The sequence below is a fragment of the Virgibacillus sp. LDC1 genome (assembly GCF_025792345.1).
In the GTDB taxonomy this organism is placed as follows: Bacteria; Bacillota; Bacilli; order Paenibacillales; family Paenibacillaceae; genus Paenibacillus_AQ; species Paenibacillus_AQ lautus.
Genome location: NZ_JAOXLZ010000006.1, coordinates 291,865 through 310,416, shown reverse-complemented (window position 1 = coordinate 310,416; position 18,552 = coordinate 291,865). Strand labels below are relative to the sequence as shown.

Annotated in this window: 17 protein-coding genes; 4 read left to right on the top strand and 13 right to left on the bottom strand. The window is 51.0% G+C overall.

What is annotated here, in order from left to right:
- Positions 1–182: 182 nt before the first annotated feature.
- The 6 genes from OHJ21_RS29280 to OHJ21_RS29255 all read right to left on the bottom strand — a co-directional run bounded on the left by OHJ21_RS29280 (position 183) and on the right by OHJ21_RS29255 (position 7,214).
- Positions 183–1,055 carry an RNA polymerase sigma-70 factor gene (locus OHJ21_RS29280; protein ID WP_486021926.1) on the bottom strand — a complete coding sequence of 291 codons (873 nt, stop codon included), beginning with the start codon at positions 1,053–1,055 and terminating at the stop codon, positions 183–185.
- Complete coding sequence (locus tag OHJ21_RS29275) at positions 1,033–2,334, bottom strand: phytoene desaturase family protein (protein ID WP_100541120.1); 1,302 nt, start codon at positions 2,332–2,334, stop codon at positions 1,033–1,035. Before OHJ21_RS29275 ends, OHJ21_RS29280 begins: the two co-directional genes overlap by 23 nt.
- Positions 2,335–2,526: 192 nt before the next feature.
- The gene (locus OHJ21_RS29270; protein ID WP_100541121.1) at positions 2,527–3,843 is read right to left on the bottom strand and encodes a 6-phospho-beta-glucosidase; all 1,317 of its coding nucleotides are present in this window, start codon (positions 3,841–3,843) and stop codon (positions 2,527–2,529) included.
- 65 nt (positions 3,844–3,908) lie between these two features.
- Entirely contained in the window at positions 3,909–4,892 is a 984-nt protein-coding gene (locus OHJ21_RS29265; RefSeq protein WP_394059348.1) for an N-acetylglucosamine kinase, read from the bottom strand.
- 109 nt (positions 4,893–5,001) lie between these two features.
- Positions 5,002–5,898, bottom strand: coding sequence for an AraC family transcriptional regulator (locus tag OHJ21_RS29260; RefSeq protein ID WP_100541123.1), 897 nt, complete (start codon positions 5,896–5,898; stop codon positions 5,002–5,004).
- A gap of 239 nt (positions 5,899–6,137) precedes the next feature.
- Positions 6,138–7,214, bottom strand: a complete 1,077-nt coding sequence (locus OHJ21_RS29255; protein ID WP_486021923.1) for a branched-chain amino acid aminotransferase — start codon at positions 7,212–7,214, stop codon at positions 6,138–6,140.
- A 123-nt stretch (positions 7,215–7,337) separates the two neighbouring features.
- Between OHJ21_RS29255 and OHJ21_RS29250 the strand changes: the two genes are divergently transcribed.
- A complete protein-coding gene (locus tag OHJ21_RS29250; RefSeq protein WP_486021921.1) occupies positions 7,338–8,228 on the top strand; it encodes a LysR family transcriptional regulator in 891 nt (296 codons plus the stop codon).
- Positions 8,229–8,297: 69 nt separating this feature from the next.
- Here the strand turns inward: OHJ21_RS29250 and OHJ21_RS29245 are convergent, their stop codons facing one another.
- The 4 genes from OHJ21_RS29245 to OHJ21_RS29230 all read right to left on the bottom strand — a co-directional run bounded on the left by OHJ21_RS29245 (position 8,298) and on the right by OHJ21_RS29230 (position 12,163).
- Positions 8,298–9,314: a GNAT family N-acetyltransferase gene (locus tag OHJ21_RS29245; RefSeq protein WP_486021920.1), complete on the bottom strand. Its 1,017-nt coding sequence runs from the start codon at positions 9,312–9,314 to the stop codon at positions 8,298–8,300.
- Positions 9,315–9,570: 256 nt separating this feature from the next.
- Positions 9,571–10,107, bottom strand: a complete 537-nt coding sequence (locus tag OHJ21_RS29240) for a GNAT family N-acetyltransferase (protein WP_015737925.1) — start codon at positions 10,105–10,107, stop codon at positions 9,571–9,573.
- Between the two features lie 328 nt (positions 10,108–10,435).
- Positions 10,436–11,362, bottom strand: coding sequence for a macrolide 2'-phosphotransferase MphI (gene mphI / locus OHJ21_RS29235; protein ID WP_100541127.1), 927 nt, complete (start codon positions 11,360–11,362; stop codon positions 10,436–10,438).
- 510 nt (positions 11,363–11,872) lie between these two features.
- A complete protein-coding gene (locus OHJ21_RS29230; RefSeq protein WP_100541128.1) occupies positions 11,873–12,163 on the bottom strand; it encodes a DUF6509 family protein in 291 nt (96 codons plus the stop codon).
- 199 nt (positions 12,164–12,362) lie between these two features.
- Between OHJ21_RS29230 and OHJ21_RS29225 the strand changes: the two genes are divergently transcribed.
- Positions 12,363–13,007, top strand: a complete 645-nt coding sequence (locus tag OHJ21_RS29225) for a hypothetical protein (RefSeq protein ID WP_486021917.1) — start codon at positions 12,363–12,365, stop codon at positions 13,005–13,007.
- Positions 13,008–13,101: 94 nt separating this feature from the next.
- Here OHJ21_RS29225 and OHJ21_RS29220 read toward each other — a convergent pair whose 3' ends face one another.
- The gene (locus OHJ21_RS29220) at positions 13,102–13,572 is read right to left on the bottom strand and encodes a DUF3052 domain-containing protein (protein WP_486021915.1); all 471 of its coding nucleotides are present in this window, start codon (positions 13,570–13,572) and stop codon (positions 13,102–13,104) included.
- 148 nt (positions 13,573–13,720) lie between these two features.
- Complete coding sequence (gene rlmN / locus OHJ21_RS29215; protein ID WP_100541130.1) at positions 13,721–14,782, bottom strand: dual-specificity RNA methyltransferase RlmN; 1,062 nt, start codon at positions 14,780–14,782, stop codon at positions 13,721–13,723.
- Between the two features lie 311 nt (positions 14,783–15,093).
- Between rlmN and OHJ21_RS29210 the strand changes: the two genes are divergently transcribed.
- Positions 15,094–16,575: an NAD(P)/FAD-dependent oxidoreductase gene (locus OHJ21_RS29210; RefSeq protein WP_486021913.1), complete on the top strand. Its 1,482-nt coding sequence runs from the start codon at positions 15,094–15,096 to the stop codon at positions 16,573–16,575.
- 57 nt (positions 16,576–16,632) lie between these two features.
- A complete protein-coding gene (locus OHJ21_RS29205; RefSeq protein WP_100541132.1) occupies positions 16,633–17,238 on the top strand; it encodes a TetR/AcrR family transcriptional regulator in 606 nt (201 codons plus the stop codon).
- A gap of 293 nt (positions 17,239–17,531) precedes the next feature.
- On the opposite strand, the gene OHJ21_RS29200 is transcribed toward OHJ21_RS29205, so the two are convergent.
- Positions 17,532–18,491, bottom strand: a complete 960-nt coding sequence (locus OHJ21_RS29200; protein WP_100541360.1) for a metallophosphoesterase family protein — start codon at positions 18,489–18,491, stop codon at positions 17,532–17,534.
- Positions 18,492–18,552: the final 61 nt, after the last annotated feature.

The window sequence follows — 18,552 nt, the reverse complement described above, 5'->3', positions numbered from 1 at the left end:
TTACTATGCAACAGCCAGTTGGCGTCAAAAGCTTGACTGGCTGGGTCATATAAAGCTATGACTAAGCAGGTGAAATGCTGAAATGACCTCCATTAGGGGAGTCTCCTGTTCATTCCTTAACCTGATACAGCAGCAGGGCCGACTTAAGATCCATGATCTTAAACCGGCCCTGCTTTTTTTGTCTACGGTAACTGAATATGTCTGAGCTTATCCGGATTCGCAACACTATAAATCGTTTCGATCCGATGGTTCTTAAAGGCAAAAGAATAAATAAATTGGACACCGTGATCCAACCGGATCCGCATTCCCGGCAGACCATTGACGGTAAGATAAGAGTACACATATTGTCCTTCATACATTTTAAGCAGGCTCAAATGCAAGTGGATCACTTTATGGACTCCAACCACAGGTATTTGCGCCGCTCTGACTTTACCGCCGCCGTCCGAGTAGAACACGACTTTTTCGCTTAGCAGCTCCAGCAGCTTATTCGTGTTCCCCTGTAAGAGGGAGTCCACAAATTCTTTGATTTGCGCCTCCGCCATCGAAATCGATGGACTCTGATCAGGATCAAAATGAATGCTGCCCTTCGCACGGCGGAAGATTTGACGGCAATTAGCACTGCTTTTTCCCAGAATTTCAGCAATTTCGTCATAAGAATAGTGGAAAATCTCACGCAGAAGAAAAACGGCTCTTTCCACCGCGTTGAGCTGCTGAAGGAGTAACAGGTACGCTGTAGAAATCGACTCTTGCTGCTCTACGATATGAGATGGGTCCGTCTCTGACGCCATATTCTCGATCAGGGGTTCCGGCAGCCAGGGGCCAACGTACAGCTCGCGCTTTTTGGCAGAAGAGCGCAGCAGATCCAAGCAACGATTCGTTACAATTTTGTACAGAAACGCTCTCTCATTACGGATTTCTTCGGGATGGGGCAATTGATTATAGCTGATGAAGGCCTCCTGTACGATATCTTCCGCATCCATCACACTTCCCAGCATTCGGTAAGCTAACGAGAAGAGAGCGGATCGATAGGTTTTATACAATGACTCTGTGCTCATCATTCGGGATCCTTTCCTCACTTTCAAGCGAGAGTATATGCTGTACAGCCCGCTTGGCGCTTGCGGTTGCAGCATCAACCAAGAGTTCGCCATGCGCTGCCCATTCTCCCGCTACATACAACCCGATGATTTCCGGGACGGCTGGACCCGGGTTCTCTTGGCGGTTCACGTGCATAAAATCGTGGCAGACCGTAATGTTAGGAAGGTATTGCTTCTCAACGAGCTCGCTGCGCCAACCCGGCTGCACCAAGTCTAAGGTTTCTTCTAATTCCTGCAAATCCCTTCTTGCATCCTTCTCCTTGCCTTGATACTTAAGCAAGGTTATGACTTGTGCGCCATCATCACTCAGGTAAGCCGCACGGGACTGATTCGAGAGAAAGACGGTTTGATCGAGGCCGTACACAAACTGCTGCTTCGGTTCCGGAAGACGACGCAGGGCTACATCCAAGCAAGCCGCTGTCACTTCGACCGCCTGCTCTTTCCAAGTATGAAGGGCGGTTTCTTCCGCATGGGGCACCAGTTCGTGAGCGACAGCTGGCGGTGTGGTAAGAATAATATGATTGGCTTCTATTTTCATGCCATCACCGCAAAGGACGTGCCGTACCTTTCCCTCGTGATGCTCAACCGAAATGACTTTATTCTTCGTGACGATTTGAACCCCCTGCTCCAGAGCCTTTTGTTTTAATTCATCGACCATGGCCCCCCAGCCCCGATCCAGATACAACACGCCCTTCAGCGCATGCTTAAGCTGCTGCAGTACAGGACCGGCAGCCTGCAGGTCAGGGGCTACCACATAACTCGCTGTACGCAATAACGAATAGAATAAATTTCGCACCATGGGATCCTGCACGTTACCTTCAATCCATTCGCGCACACTTATGTTATCGTACAGCTGTGTATCCAGTTTACCTAGTTTCGCAAGCCAGGCACCGAGCTCCATCTTGCCCTTCCAGGTTAATAGAGGGGTGGTGAAAAGGGATTTCACGCCCATGGGTAACGGACTAAGTTTTCCTTTCCAGATCCCGTACCCGTCAATCGAAGGTTGACCCCCGGGCAATTGGAGCCCTAATTCGCGAAAGGTTGAAAGGGCATCTCCATGATATAAGGCATGCCCGCCCAGATTGAAGTAGGCTCCCTTCTTCTTATGGGTCATGGCCCGACCACCTAAACGCTCCTGCTTTTCAACGAGTATCGTTTGCTTCCCGGCTCTTGCCGCATAGATTGCAGCTGTTAAGCCGGCTACCCCTCCACCTACAATGGCTACGTCATATTTTAGCATCCGTCATCATCCCTTTTTCGTTTTATACGGGTATGACGGGGGAGAGCATCGGGATGTGACAGGAATGAAGCTCAAATCCGAAAATTCATATCATTCATGATTTCGGAATTCCTACATAAAACCCCTCTTCAATACGAAGAGGGGTTTTATGTAGCTTTTATTCATAACTGCACGTTTGAACTTCATTCCGGTTTACTGCACGGTCTCCGGCTTAAAAAAAGCAGGCAAGTACTTTTTGTTCGCCTCCAGCATTTCACCCAGCAGCTGCTTCGCTACACTAACGGAAGGCACCAGCGGATGGTGAACCAGCGCTTGCAGCGCAATTCCGCGATCGCCGGTAATGGCCGCTTCAATCGTCAATTGTTCATATACTTTCACCGCATGCATCAGTCCTTTCACATGGGAAGGAACGTTCTGCGGTGTAAGCGGAATCGGCCCTTGGCCTGTTACCACGCAGTTGATCTCGATGCTGGCATCCGCAGGCAGGAAGTCATAGATATTGCCGTTTGCGACATTCAATGTCTGGATGTCATGACGGTCATTGTAAATGGATGTCATCAGGTTGACTGCTGCTTCGGAGTAATAAGCACCGCCCCGCTGCTCCAGTTGCTTCGGTTTCACGGCCAAATTCTCATCCTTGTAGAGCTCAAACAGCTCCTGCTCTACCCGGCTGACAACATCCGCTCGGGTTCCGTCTTTCTCCAGCGATGCCTTCATATCCGCAAACATCGTATCGGTCATGTAGAAATATTTAAGATAATACGTCGGGATTGCGCCCAGCGAGCGGATAAAGTCCGCATCCCATCCGAAGGTCGGCACGTTCTTCGCCGTATACGATTTCCCGCCGTCCAGCAGCTCCGGCAGCTTCTCTTCCCCGTTGACGATCGCCGACGTCACCCAGTGAAGATGATTGATCCCGACAAACTCAGCCAGAACGTCCTTCTCCGACACGCCATACTCGGCCGCCAGGAACTTCTGAAAGTTAATCGGCGAGTTGCACAAACCAACAGATTTCACCTTACTGTGCTTCGCAACCGCCTCCGTGACGATACCCGCCGGATTCGTGAAGTTCAGCATCCACGCATTCGGTGCCAGCTCCTCGATATCTCGGCAAATGTCCAGAATCACCGGAACCGTGCGCAGCGCCTTCAGCATGCCGCCCGGGCCCGTCGTCTCCTGCCCGATAACGCCGTGCATAATCGGAATATGCTCATCCTGTTTACGTGCCGCGAGCAAACCGACACGCATCTGGGTCGTCACAAAATCGGCACCCGCAATCGCTTGTCTGCGATCCAGCGTCAGGTGAACCTCGATCGGCAGGCCGGACTCTTTGACCATCCGTTTGGCCAGATTGCCTACAATCTCCAGCTTATGCTTGCCCTCTTCAATATCAACGAACCATAGTTCGCGAATCGGCATTTGCTCATAATTGCGAATGAAACCTTCAACAATTTCCGGGGTATAGGAGGAACCTCCCCCGATGACCGCTATCTTCAATCCTGCTGCCACGTTAATCGCCTCCAAGGTATGATATCAATCCGTATTTATCAGGTTCTATTCCAACGATAAACGGATCAGGCTGTAGTTACCTGCTCAAACGTAAATGCCTTCAGTTTGGCCTCCGTCGCTGCATCAATGGCATGGCCGTCGGCATCCATCGCGCAGAGAAGCGCACCGGACACCGGATCGGATGTCAGTCTTACACAGGCTGCATGTGGTGCCCGGACCGAAACAATCCGTTCGATCGCATCCGTCAGGATCGAGCTGTTCGGCCTGTTCAGCACACTGCCGATATAGACAATGTCAAAGGTTTCATCCGTCATGTCCAGCCGCCGGATCAGCGTACATACCGCATTGGCCAGCTCTTCGCCCTCATTCTCAAGAATTCCGGTTGCCACCTCGTCACCTGCTTCAGCTGCCTGGAACAGCGTCTTAACCAGGCTTGGCGGAACCTTCGTCTTACCGTAAAGAACATCCTCATACATCGGTTCTACGGACGCGTATCCCATCTGCTCCAGTACGAGCGATGTCAATAAGGTTGCCGGTCCCCGCTCATCCCAGGCCCGAATGACTGCCCGGAAAGCCAGCGTGGCAAATCCGGAACCGCCCGCGTATCCATCTCCATACAAGAAGCCGAATCCGCCATACTGCAGCTCTTCTCCCGCACGGTTGCGGGCCGCGCTGTTGAAGCCCGTACCGCAGATCAATGCGGCGCCATACGGTCGGCTCGTTCCAGCCCGCATCCCGATAATGGTGTCGCATGCGATATCATGCTTAGGATAACCGAGGGCCCCGATCATCGGACGCAGGATCTCGTAATCGGCTTCCCGATCTGCTCCGGCCAAGCCAAAATATGCATAACTGATATTTTCTTTGGCAACTCCAGCCTCTTGAAGAGCCGCATTACAGGCTTCCTCAATGTTACGGGCCGCATGTTCACGGTGAATCTGGTGATTGCCGTTCCCAGACGCTCCCTTGCCAAGAATGTTCCCTTGCTCATCGCAGATCACGGCGTGTGTCTTACTACCGCCGGCATCTACACCCAGATACAAACTCATGCACTTCACTCCTACCCGCCTTACAGCGGCGTCATGTGGTGGTATATATTTAAGATACCGCTTCCACTGACATCCATCTACTGTTATACGATCAAGGAGTGATACTATCTTACTGTTTCTTGGTTTTTGTAGTGGAGGGGATTACCGGAGTGCCTGCATAAGCACGCTCCCGAATTTCGCTTGGCGATGCGCCGACATGCTGCTTGAACAGACGATTGAAATTGGAAAGGTTCCGAAACCCGCAGGATTCCGCAATCTCGATAATCTTCTGGTCCGTCGTCTCTAGCAAGTGCACGGCATGCGTCAAGCGCAGCTGAATCAGATAATGGTGCGGTGAAGTGCCGACCGCCTGCTGGAACAGAGCGCTGAACCGGGAAGGGCTCAGATGCGTTAAATCGGACAGCTCCTGCAGCGTCCAGCTGTAGTCCAGATGAAGCTCCATCGTGCGCAGAACTTCTTTTAACGCATGCATCCCCCTGCCCTTGATCGGCCTGTTCGCTTGTGTCGGAGTCGACAGATGACGGTTCGCTAAACTCAGGAAACGAATGAGATCCGAACGGATCAGGCTCATATAAGCGGTACCTCGGGCTTGATACTCTTCCATCATGCGCCCCAGCAGGCTGGCCAATTCATCGTGTACGGGGGACTGCCTGTCCATGTTTCCGAGCGAACGGAAGGGAGCCATCAGATCCGGATCGAACTTGAGGTCGATGGATAACAGCGAAGGCTCGAACATAATGACATCCATCACCAGGTTCTCGGTCTCATACGCCCGGTGAAGATCATTGCTGTTGATGAAAATAATATCCCCCTGCTGAAACTGGAGCTTCATCCCGTTGATCAGAATAAATCCGGTCCCGCTCTGAATATAATTGAGCTCCAAAGCATGATGCCAATGCAGGCGCTGGGCTCCGGCAAATATGCCGTGCGTGGTCGACGCGGTAAAAGGAAAGGCAGCGTTCGTAAAATCTATAGCATCAGGAACGACGCTCTGCGGACGATTCACTAAAAAAGCACCTCCATGCCTTCGTACATCAACGTGTCAACAATTTACCCTCATCGTAACATGTGCGCTTATCAGAAGAAAAACGTTTATCGATGTTTTTATCAGAAGATAGACCGCATGTAGTCAAAGTTTCCCTTGCGAGATAAAGAGGGTAGGTTACACCTGGAGTCTATACTTTCTATCTCTTTTAAAAAAGGACCCTGCCTCAGTATGTCTGAGGCAGGGTCCTTAAAGGTGCATTAAGATAATGTAAGCTCAACCGTCCAGCCGAACGGATCCTCAACGGTTCCGAGCTGGATGCCTGTGATGGCATCATATACGCGTTTGGAGAGTTCGCCCGTTGCTCCCTCACCAATCTTCAATTGCTGATCCTGCCATTCCAGGGAACCAATCGGTGAAATGACCGCTGCCGTGCCGGTGCCAAAAGCTTCGGTCAACAATCCGCTGCGGTGAGCCTCCACGATTTCATCAATGGAGATGGCCCGTTCTTCTACCGGGATGTTCCAATGCTGAAGCAATTGAATGACGGAGTTCCGGGTAACTCCATCCAGGATGCTGCCATTCAGTGCCGGGGTTACGACCGTATCGCCCAGCTTGAAGAACACGTTCATGCTGCCGACTTCCTCGATATATTTGCGATGTACGCCATCGAGCCACAGCACCTGCGAGTATCCCTTCAGCGTTGCTTCATCCTGTGCCTTCAAACCCGCCGCATAGTTGCCAGCCGTCTTGGCATTGCCCACGCCTCCGGCTACGGCACGCACGTATTTCGGCTCCACGTAAATGCTGACCGGATTGATGCCTTCCGCATAATACGAACCGACCACCGACAGGATAATCATGAACTTGTATTGCAGCGATGGCGCTACGCCAAGCACGGGCTCGGTTGCGATTACAAACGGACGGATGTAGAGCGATGTGCCCGGCTCGGAAGGAATCCAGTCGCGATCCACGAGCACCAGCTGCTTGAGCGCTTCCATAACGAGCTCCTCGTCCAATGCCGGAATGCTCAGGCGCTGGTTGGACAGGTTCAGCCGCTGAATATTTTTGTTCGGGCGGAACATGAGAATCCGCTCATCTTCCGTCAAGTAAGCCTTCAAGCCTTCAAATACGGTCTGCCCATAGTGAAATACCTTGGCGGCAGGGTCCAGTTCGATCGGCTGATACGGAATGACGCGCGGATCGTGCCAGCCTTTACTGGCCTCATAATCGAGAATAAACATGTGGTCCGTAAATACCGTGCCGAAAGCCTGTTTATGATGGCTCGGCTTTGTCTTCGGGGTGGTCGTTAATTCCACGGGTATCGGGTAAGTCATGTGCACACATCTCCTTATTTTGTAAACGTTATTAGTTGAATCATATCAATCGATGCCCTATATTAAAAATATCTGATTTATAGGGATACCATACCTTATAGGTATGGAGAGGGGGGTATGAACATGGATATTCGGCAGCTGCGATATTTCCTGACGATTGCACAGGAAGGACAGATCACGCGTGCAGCGAAACAGCTCAATATGGAGCAGCCTCCATTAAGCCGTCAGCTGAAATTGATGGAGGAAGAGCTCGGGGTTCTGCTGTTTGAACGCAGTGGCAAACAGCTTCAGCTCACCCACGCAGGCGAGCTGCTGCAGAATAGAGCCGCGTCCCTGCTGAACCAGTTCAATGAAACGCTAACCGAGGTAAAGGAGATCCACGCGGGAATCCGCGGCATGCTCTCCATCGGCGCCGTCGTCTCCTGTATTTCACTTCTGCCGCAGCGCATCCATATTTTCCGGCAGGAATATCCCGAGGTCACCTTCAAGATTCGGGAAGGCGATCACTCCCTGCTGGCGGATCAGCTCGACAAGCGGAATATCGAGCTGGCGGTGACCCGACTCCCTTTCGAATCCAGCTTCGGACCTGAGCGTTATGCCGTTCAGCCTCTGCCCTCCGACCCGTTCGTCGCGGTCCTTCCAGGCAGCTGGGAAAGCGCATCCTCCCAATCCGAAATCTCGATGCGCGAGCTGGCGGAATATCCGTTCTTGTCCTTAAAAACCGATCAGACGATCGGGATGCATGAGCGGGTCATCCAAGAATTTAAGCGCGGCGAACTTGAACCGCGTGTCATATGCGAATGCTCCAGCGTTGCCATTATCGTTGCTTTGGTAGCTGAAGGCATCGGTGCCACCATTTTACCCGAGTCGGTCATGTCCTCATTCGCGATCCCCAACATCCGGACACTGTCCATTACGAGCGCTGATTTCCAGTCGGACGTGGGCATTGTCTGGCTCAGGGATCATGTCCTATCCAACCGGGCCCGGCATTTTTTAGCTACCTTTATAGAATAACATTTGTTGATGCCCCTCGTCTTCCCTTGCTTTGTCCAAGCCGTGCCACTTTATGGATTCCATTATTCGTTATTCATTGTTAACAAACTTAAAGTCACGAATCGTCCCGCACCGGCTAAACCCGATATGTTGGTACAATCGATTGGAGTCCGGATTGGCCTGATCGGCATACAGCATGGGCACCAAACCGTCCTGCAGCAAGCGAAGTCCAAGGTCTGCTACCAGGGCGCTGGCATAGCCCTTTTTCCGTTCAGCCCTCGGCGTATATACAGCGTTGATGCGACCGTGCCTTGGCGACCGGTGTGCAGCATTGGCCATCGATACCGCTTTTCTGCCGGCTATCCATAAATATAACCCGCCCTGCTGGATGAGTCGCTGCGCTGTCTCGACCTGGCTTGCCGCATTCGCGCGGACCCCATAAGCATCCTCCGAGAATCCGACCAGAAACCGCGCCACCTGCTGCGTATCTTCAGCAGCGGCCTGCCTGATGGTGCCCTCGACGAATTGAGGAGGCTTCACGGCGGGGGCATGATAAGACTCCATCGTCATATGAAGACGGTAGGTCTCATGACGTTCCTCTGCATAACAGCGTGCAAACTGCTCGGCCACATCCGGCTCCCCGGTCACCCCAGGGAGGGTCACTCCCTCAAGCTCGCTTACCAGCTCTTGGAGCAGGTGCTGCCGCTTATCCCCGGAAACCTGCCGGGAAATCCATAACCATGCGTTCCCACGGGGAGACTGCGCAAAGATCATGCGTCCATCCGGCGATTTCAGCCCGATGTTCTGCGGCGACCCGGCAAGGAGATGAATCAGATTGTATGACACCTCATCCTGAATAAAATCTTCCTGGTACAGCACCTCGTCCTGAAGCATCAATTTCGCAAGCATTCGTACACTCCTCTCTTTTCCATCATCAATCTCTGTCCGTTCAAGCTCTGAACCGATCGTACGGGCACGCCAGCAACATGTAGCCCATGGTCCCAGGAACACAAAAAAGCCCCGTCCCTTGTAGGGACGGAGCCTTGTCTCCGCGTTACCACCCTGATTCGCACCGGAAAGCCGGTACGCACTCTCGTCATCATCCATCAATGATGCCCCATGATAACGGCAGGGAATACCCGGATGCGCCTCAAGTTATAAACGTTCGGCGGATCTGCTCCGAGGTGATGGCCATGCATCGCTGCTGACTGCTTCGCACCACCCAGCAGTTCTCTGATTCAGCTTCCTTGGCGACCCTGGCGTCCTCATCCTAGCATTTCCGAAAAATTTAACTCAGTTTACTCCGGCGGCATCTCGCTGTCAAGCCCGATTCCCCATATGAAGAAATGCTTTAGACTCCATCTTATTTGTTATTAAAACGGAAGACCAGCATATCCCCTTTCTCCGGATGGACGCCATCATGCTCTGTATATCTTCCGCCCGTGTACGTGTTCAACGTTTTGCGCCAAAAAATCTGGGTACTCATATTGCGCTCGGTCGGATTCGTTTGCAGTTCCCATGCACCTTGGAACTGATCGAACACAAGCTCAGCCGCTCGTTGGGCTACACCTTGTCTTCGAAAAGTCCGAAGCACAAAAAAATCATTCAAGTAATACTGGATATTCGGCGATGGAATGTACGGGGTGGTGGCCACCAGGGCCAACCCTGCCGCAATGCCATCTACGGAGATTAGATAAGGAAAAAGAACCGATGGCTGCTCCCACCACACATCGAGCTGCTTACTCTGTTCGCTTAGGGTCGGCACATCCTCTTTTTCAAATACACCGAACCGGTTAGGACGGACCCCCCATATCTCAGCAATGTCATGCAAGTACAGCGGATATATGTTATGCAGAATAAATGACTGTTCCTTCGGGCATAAACGTACCTCAATATTCACGGTCAATCCCCTCCCTAATGAATGATGTATGTAAGTTTAGTATGTCTAGGATAACATATTTACTCTTCCAAGAGGTTTACAGGTATGTAAATTGCGTTACGAATGTTGTAAAAATCCGTTAACCCTACTCCTTATTTCACCATGATTTCAGTATATGTCCTACAGCTCATCCAAAATAATGTTGAATTCTGTTAATTTATATCATGCAAAGAGCCAACCGATTGTATGCATCGGTTGGCTCTTCGTTTTCTCAGCGCTGTATTCAGTGCGTTTGCAGTCTTATCAAACGGGGATAAACCCCCTTGCCGCAATGCTCCTGCGAGGAAGCTTACTCCGTCAAACCCAGGGCATTCCGCGCCATCGTCATATATTCATCCTGACCTGTCAGAAGAGCGAACTGGGCGATCAGCACGGGATACGCGGCATGCTGCTCGACAATATGATCGAACATACGCGGCCACACCCTCCCTCCGGCTTGTGCATACCGGTCCAACAGGACACGGAGATTATGCTCGCCATAAATGGCGTAGTATAACACGAAGTCTTTGGCCGGACTTGCTACCTCGGATTCCGTCCAATCCAAGAGTCCGGTAACCTGCACGCGCTCATCAATCAAGATATGCGGGGGATGAAGATCCCCATGGATGAGGGCAGAATGCGTCGGCCAGTAGGAATCCTCCTCCAGCCATTTCTGCCATCTCTCCCACAGCGCATCGGAGACGCCCAGACGGTTTTTGATGTCTTCCATATTTTGCGCTGTCTCCACGCGAACCTCTTGGGGACTCTTCACCCGCAGGCCTGCCGCCCGTGCCGCATCATGATCGACGCCATGCAAGGCAACCAGCGTCTCAGCCAAGGAGCGGACAAATTCGTCACCCGGATTCTCATGATCCATATTCCATGCATAACCTTCCATGCTGACGGAAGCGGCAGGCTGCCCGCCAAGCAGCGGATAGGCGATGAGCTCCGGCGTGTAAATGCGCCAATCCGGCACATCAACCGGAAGATGGGACTGGATCAGCTTCAAGACCCGAGCTTCGTTGTCTGCCCTTTCCAGCACATCCGATCGTCTCGGTTTACGCAGAATCCACCGTGCTCCAGTCCCGGCTTCCTCAGCGAATCCAACAAGGAAATCCATGCCGGATTCATTCATTTCAATTCCCTCCGGATTCAATGTCACCCCGTGTTTTCCGGCAATCTCCAGCATCTCTTGGATAACTTGTGTATAATCATCATTTTGTTTTGCTATTGTCATAAGGAATCAATCCCCTTCCATATTTCATTGCATCATGGCAGTCATAACAACAAAAAAAGCACAGGCATCGAGCTGCCTGTGCTGGGTAACCGGAACGGGTCTTAGCTGTCCACCGTTCCTGGAATGTCTAATCTAAATACACATTCAAATACAACAGGAAGGTGAAAACACCGTTATCCCGTAAATGAAAAAACATGTATTCTATAGACATCTCATAAAAATGGGTTACGTAAAAAAGACGGACCCATCCCGATTACCCTGCATCTGTGCAGGTCTCTTTAGCGCTATTTCATTAGCCGCGAAAAGATCTCAATCGGGAATAATCCAACATACGTAACCCTCCGTTCGTCATAAGTTGTGTTTAACTTTACCAAAACCATTCATAGTTTGCAAGACCTGATTCGTAAAATTTTTCCACCTTCCAGAAAGAAGCTGCGATCCTTAATGATTCGGCACAAAATGACCAAGTCACCCCGAAAGTGCCTGCTTCTCGTCTTCCGGTCGCTCTATTTACGCTTCCTGCAAATGCTCTTTGCAAAAAGTCATGAGTTCTTCCTCTTCCTCCGGCTCCATGTCGAAGTCCAGGTACTGATCGGTTGTCCGCTCATAGAAGTCGTACTTTACAATGCGCGAACGCTCTTCATCATCCAGGTAAATCACTCTCAAATAGACGCCATGCTCCGAATAAAGCTCATCATCCTCCGGCACATCCAGATCACATACAAACTCAAAGCGTTTACCTGTCAGGATTCCAAACGGATCCTTTACCAATTCAACGCTGTATTCTTTGATTGTCAGCATATTCCCATCCTTTCTATCACTCTACTCATTATACACAACTGAGCATTCATTCTTGCATTCTTCTATTTATGAAAAAAGCCGTAGATAAAGGGCGGGGCCCTTCCCCATTTTCTACTCTATCAGCATATACCTCTTACGAGTGCTGCGTCATTCGCTTACGATATAGTTATGATTCCCATGTAAAAAGGAGATGAAGCGCGTGTCCCAAAAGGAACATCTGACCATCACGGTAGAGAAGGGCCAGCAACGCTTCTCCGTGACATCGCCTCTTGGAGGGGTTGGGCGGTTCGTCTTTGTGGTGAACGATCAGTTCACCAATGCCCCCAACACCACACAAATCGCCAGTGGTGCCGGAAAAAGCAGCGCCGCGGGCAACAACGCAGCCATCAAATCCCCGCACACGTATCAGCAACAGAGCGTTGGAGCTGGTGGAATCGCCAAAAATTTGGGATTAAAAGATCCCAAGGATCAGGACCATTTCTCCAAACATCATTCGAAACATCATTCGAAACATCATTCGAAACATGGCAAGCATAGAAAACACCAAAAAGAAGTGGTATTCGTCATTAACAAGCAAGTCGTGAAGCTTCCGAAGGGAAGCAAAAATGCGTCGGCGACGCAAATTGCCAGCGGTGCCGGGAAATACAGCACAGGCGGCACCAACTCCGCCATTGAGAGCCGCGGCACCAGACAGCAGCACGCCGTCGGCGGCGGCAGCGGCAGCAAAGCGATTAACAAAGACATCCAGCATAAGGATCGGAAGTCCAAGCACCGCGACTGGAAGTCCAAGCATCACGAGTGGAAATCCAAGCATGACCACCGAAAAAAGAGCAAAACGTATTAAAAAGACAAAATGACCCTCGAAGGGTCATTTTTCTTTTGAGCCGGGCTGTAATTAAACTAAAATCGATCTGCCGTATGCCTATCGCTGTTTGTCATCATTGATCGTCCTCTTGACCCGTCCGTTCTTTCCCCTTCGCGGTAGCTGCGAACGATCTGGTCATGGACTTGATCAACTCCACTTTCCGGTAGCGCATGGCCGACCAATCCTCATGGACAGCGATTTGCCGAACGGGCTCATAGCCTTCGTCAGCAAGAATGCCCGTAATGCTCTCCCGGCTGCAATCGGAGTTCTTGTAGGTCTTGGATGATTTCTTGGGATAACACAGCCACAGCAAGCCGTTGTCAGTCACGGAGCTGGCTGCGATCTTGGCTAACCGCTGCAATTCCTCATTGCTTGTCCCGAAGGCTTGCACGAAATCGTAAGGTACTTGCTGAGGCTCCGTATGGACTTCCCCTTGCAGGGAGTTGATGACCTCATGATAGGCCTGTGGTGCGTTTAGCATCAGAACCGGCTGGCCGAGGTCTTTGAATTGCAGCTTTTTGACGGTTGGATGTGTCTCCAGCATGTTTAAGTTTCATTCCTCTCGATTCGATTTTTATATTGTACATTCAGACTTCTTATGAAGAAGAGCATACCCACAGGAATGGGTACGCCCTTGCAGCTGGTCAATCCACACGGCGGATAAATCCCCCTGGGATTGCGCGTTATTCTTGTTACTGCGCTTTCTTAATCTGCTTGCTTCGCAGCTGCCCGCAGGCGGCATCGATATCGGTTCCATGCTCCAGACGAACGCTGCAGCTGATGCCCTGTTTTTTCAAGGTATCGTAAAAAGAGGTAATCGATTCTTTTGTGCTGCGCTGATACTGGCTGTGCTCATCCACTGGGTTGTACGGAATGAGGTTCACATTCGCCAGATTGCGTCGCTCGCCAACAAGCTCTGCCAGCTCGAGCGCATGCTCCCGCTGATCGTTCACATCCTTCAGCAGAATATACTCCAGCGTGATGCGGCGATTCGTTTTTTCCAGATAATAATCAATCGCTGCCATCAGCTTCTCGATCGGAATCGCTTTGTTAATCTTCATAATGCGGGTCCGAATCTCATCATTCGGCGCATGCAGGGAGATGGCGAGATTCACGCCCAGATCGCTGTCCGCGAACTCGACGATTTTGTTAGCCAGCCCGCTGGTCGATACCGTAATATGACGGGGACCGATGGCAAGCCCCTTATGATCCTTGATGACACGAATGAAATCCGACATGTTCTCATAGTTATCAAACGGCTCCCCGATCCCCATCACCACGAGATGGCTGACCCGCTCGCTTTTGCCTTTTTGATCCAAGTGAAGCTGAACCTGCATGACCTGCTCCACAATTTCTGCTGCGGACAAATCCCGACTTTTCTTCAGCAAACCGCTGGCGCAGAAGCTGCAGCCGATGTTGCAGCCGACCTGGGTGGTCACGCAGACCGACAAACCGAATTTATGCCGCATCAATACGGTCTCAATCAGGTTGCCGTCCACCAGCTTGAACAGGAACTTAACGGTTCCGTCCAGAGACTCCTGCTTGGTGTGCTCCTCCAAGGTCAGAATCGTATAATGCTCCGCGAGCAGCTGCAAGCATTCCGGATGCACATCCGTCATATCGGAAAAAGCGGTGACCCGCTTCCGATACAGCCATTCCCATACCTGTGTTGCCCGAAACTTTTTATGTCCACGCTCGCCAAGCCAAGCCGTCAACTGATCTAATGTTAATCCATAAATGGATGGTTTATTCATTGATTGTTCCTCTTTCTATTCATAGTCCACTCCTTATTGTCCCAAAATTCCGAAGCGAACACAAGGGGAGTTATAGGCAATTCACGCTTCTAGTACGTAAAACAGGATTGACATATCCAATAAATACCTTTATCTTATCATTGACTGACTTAATCAATCATAAATATAAATAACAGAAGGGAGACATCAGCTCGATCTTCAACGAAGTTCACCGCTTTTAGTCCTGCCCCTGTATTCCAAGTTTGAATTTCAGAAGGAGTTTTTGCGTTTATTATTGACTGACTAAATCAATCTATATCGGAGGTCTTCGAATGAAAACAAAAGGCAAAGCGCTCATTCTAGGTGGAGGCATAGCCGGACTATTCGCTGCAACCGTGTTATCCAAACATTATAGAGAGGTGATCATTACGGATCGTGATGAGTTTCCGGCAGGACCGGAAACTCGGGCAGGTACGCCGCAGGCCTATCATCCGCACCGTTTCCTTGAGCGCGGCAAGATGATCGTTGAACGTTGGTTCCCTGGCATAACCGAGGAATTACTTCAGCAGGGGGCTCATTCCCGAGGACTGAAATCCGTTAAAATGACCAACCGCTTCGGCACGCTGGAACTGCCCGATGAGCCCAATGCGGGATGCAGCCGATCCCTACTGGAGTGGACACTGCGCAGCAGAGTGGCCAAACTGCCAAACGTTACTCTCTTACCGAAACGGACGGCGCAACAATTGCTGTTTGACCCCGACAAGAATGCCGTTACCGGCGTTGTGTTCCGGGACAGAAGCGTCAAGGAGCCGGCGCTCCTTCATATGAATGCGGATATCGTCGTGGATGCAAGCGGGCGTGGATCCAAGCTCGCTGATTGGCTGCAGAACCTCGGTTATGCGATACCGAAGGCAGAAAGGCTGCACATATCTCTTGGCTACAGCACGCGCCACTATAGAGTTCCGGAGGAAATTCAGACTGTGTGGAGTACCATCCTGAATGAAGGAGATCCCTCCCTTGGCATCGGTACGGCCGTATTCAATCCGATCGAGAACCAGATCGCGGAGGTGGTTCTATACCGCGCGGGAGGAGCTTCCTATCCGACAACCGACCATCAGCTGTACGACCAGGAAGCGCAAAATCTATTCGGTACCGCCATGGGAGATTTGCTTCAGCAGCTTGAACCGGTCTCGAGCCCGCGGGGCTACCGGATCGAGGAATGCGTGAGACAGCATTTTGAGCAGATGGAGGATTGGCCTTCAGGTCTGCTGGTGCTTGGCGATGCCTTCTGCAGCTTCGATCCGATATTCGGCCAGGGCATGACGGTGGCGGCCATCCAAGCAGATACGCTGGATCAATGCTTGCAATCGATGCAGAATGGAGTCCTGCTTGAGGAGGGATTCGAACGCTTCGCCCTTCTAAAGATTCAATCCGCCATGGAGCCTGCATGGTGGCTTAGCGCAGCTGCGGATCTCAGATGGCCGGGGGTGACATACGAAGGCCACCTGTCCGCCCAAGGGTTCTCTTTTGCCCAGAGCCTATTCGATATATGCCAAGAGCTGGCTTTTGGTCATCACGATATGGCCGTATTCGAACAGTACATGATGGTAACGGGTCTATTTGCCTCGCCGCAGGCTTTGTTTAATGCAGACTATATCACCTCGCTTGTGAATGCGGACCCATCGGGAAAAGGTAAAGCTTGGCTCCATCAAGTATTACAGGAGGCAAATTTGCCGCTGGAGGAATTATTGGGGCGGATCATCCCGGTCTTTAACAACGAATTTCTGCCCTTATCGATGGGATTGCCCGAATAAATCAAATGCGTTATTGTTGATATCAGCAAGAGAATACCATGATGAGGGATGGACGCAATGGCCCCGCTAAACGAAGAACAATTGCATCAAATACGCGACGAACGAAAAGAACAAATCATGCAAGCTGCCATCAAAGTATTTTCTAGAAGAGGTATTTTCGGAACCAAAATGAGCATGATCGCCAGCGAAGCCGGAGTCAGCCATGGCCTTCTCTATCATTACTTTAAATCCAAAGACGAGTTGTTCATCACGCTCGTTCAATGGTCGATGGAGGAGGCACGGCTGGCGCTCTCCGAAATCTATAACGTGCCCGGCACCCCTCTTGAGAAAATTACATTGCTAACCTCCATGATTCTCCAAGAGGATGATAATTCGCACTTTATGCTGATTCAGCAAGCACGTACCTCCGATGGCGTGCCCGAAGAGGCCAAGCGGATTATCGAGAACTATTCCATCCATGCCTTCGTTGACCAGCTGATGCCGCTGTTTCAAGCAGGGCAGGACGCCGGAGAGATCGCGGCTGGCGATCTGAGAGAGCTGGTGGCCTGTTATTTATCCGTGTTATCGGGATTAATGACACTGAAATCCCAAGGAGATCCGAGCTATACGCCGCCTAAGGCGGAGCTGCTGCTGCGCCTGCTTACGAACGGACAAGGGCAATAACGCAAACCAAACACACCTCCCATGAAACCAACCGGATCATTTCCGTACATTTCATAAGCGGTGTGTTTTTACATTTGCACCGGAAGGCCCGGCTGAATTCAAGATTCGATGCCGAGCTGCTTCCTGATTCGCTTCGTGTTAGATATAGAATTTATGAGTTATCAGTGGAACTGATAAAACTCTATATCGCAAGAAAACCTACCTATGCATCGCGGTCGCTCATCCTTGAAGTGGCCTCGATAGAATTTTTCTTATCAAAAGCGGACTTTTTGAACAACCTCTATTGTCGTATATCAGAGGGGCGCCCCGGGTTCATGCTTCTCCTGCTCTCGTATCTGCGAACCGTCGCTCAGCGTAATCCAAGTGTCGAACTGCCGCTGTCCTTCATGCAGGCGAATCACCCTCGCACCACGGAGCATGCCTTCCCGGCCATATGTGCCATAACCGGTAGCTCTCCCGTAACAGAGACGAATGCCGTGCAATTCACCCCAGTAATCATTGATATGATCATGACCAGCGAACGTCCCCATCACATCGCCCCGCTCCAGCATGGCCGCGAATAGTCCGGTGTTCACTTCGGGACAGCACACCCTCTCGAACTTGCTCCCGTAGCACGTTTTCCGTTCCCAGACTTCATGATACTCCGGCAGAGGGATATGAAAAAAAGCCAATGCGGGCAGCGGATTCCCTTCAGACTTGGTGCTGTAAGCCAAGGACGCCATTTCATACCAGCGGATCTGATCGCGCCGAATCCAATCATACCCCTGAACAGCAGGATGTTCGGACTCTCTCCCTGAATCGAAGAAATACAGAACAGCCGCCGTGTCTTTCCCATGACTGTCGTATAAAGGAATCGTATAATTACCAACCCCGTGAATTTCCGGCGAGCCGTGCTCTGCACAGTTGTAGGTGTGCTGCAGGGCTGCATTCATAAGTTCTTCCCGCGTGACATCCCCTTCTGTATCATGATTCCCGAATACGAAGGCCCAGCGTATTCCGCGTGATTCCACCGTCTTAACAACATCCTTGAAAGCCTGCACTGGATCCTGGCACCTTTTCCAGCCGGGATCCGCTTCCCCGGAATAAATAAGATCGCCCGTAAATACCACCAGATCAGGCTGCTCCAGGTCCAGTACCGTTTCCATACAGCGCCGGCTCATCTGGTCCTCCGGTTCCCCATTCTTCCAATGAATATCTGTGAACTGCACAATCTTGAAGGTATGATCGTCTCCGAATCGAAGAGTTGGCTTCAACATAACCGTCTCCTTTACATGGACATGTGGTTTTTTAATGAACTGTTGTGGTTTTATGTGT

What these genes read in the sequence shown, in the direction of transcription:
- OHJ21_RS29280 (WP_486021926.1), bottom strand. Translation starts at nt 1,055, where the DNA reads ATGAGCACAGAGTCATTGTATAAAACCTATCGATCCGCTCTCTTCTCG.
- OHJ21_RS29275 (WP_100541120.1), bottom strand. Translation starts at nt 2,334, where the DNA reads ATGCTAAAATATGACGTAGCCATTGTAGGTGGAGGGGTAGCCGGCTTA.
- OHJ21_RS29265 (WP_394059348.1), bottom strand. Translation starts at nt 4,892, where the DNA reads ATGAGTTTGTATCTGGGTGTAGATGCCGGCGGTAGTAAGACACACGCC.
- OHJ21_RS29255 (WP_486021923.1), bottom strand. Translation starts at nt 7,214, where the DNA reads ATGACTTACCCGATACCCGTGGAATTAACGACCACCCCGAAGACAAAG.
- OHJ21_RS29250 (WP_486021921.1), top strand. Translation starts at nt 7,338, where the DNA reads ATGGATATTCGGCAGCTGCGATATTTCCTGACGATTGCACAGGAAGGA.
- OHJ21_RS29245 (WP_486021920.1), bottom strand. Translation starts at nt 9,314, where the DNA reads ATGGATGATGACGAGAGTGCGTACCGGCTTTCCGGTGCGAATCAGGGT.
- mphI (WP_100541127.1), bottom strand. Translation starts at nt 11,362, where the DNA reads ATGACAATAGCAAAACAAAATGATGATTATACACAAGTTATCCAAGAG.
- OHJ21_RS29230 (WP_100541128.1), bottom strand. Translation starts at nt 12,163, where the DNA reads ATGCTGACAATCAAAGAATACAGCGTTGAATTGGTAAAGGATCCGTTT.
- OHJ21_RS29220 (WP_486021915.1), bottom strand. Translation starts at nt 13,572, where the DNA reads ATGCTGGAGACACATCCAACCGTCAAAAAGCTGCAATTCAAAGACCTC.
- rlmN (WP_100541130.1), bottom strand. Translation starts at nt 14,782, where the DNA reads ATGAATAAACCATCCATTTATGGATTAACATTAGATCAGTTGACGGCT.
- OHJ21_RS29210 (WP_486021913.1), top strand. Translation starts at nt 15,094, where the DNA reads ATGAAAACAAAAGGCAAAGCGCTCATTCTAGGTGGAGGCATAGCCGGA.
- OHJ21_RS29205 (WP_100541132.1), top strand. Translation starts at nt 16,633, where the DNA reads ATGGCCCCGCTAAACGAAGAACAATTGCATCAAATACGCGACGAACGA.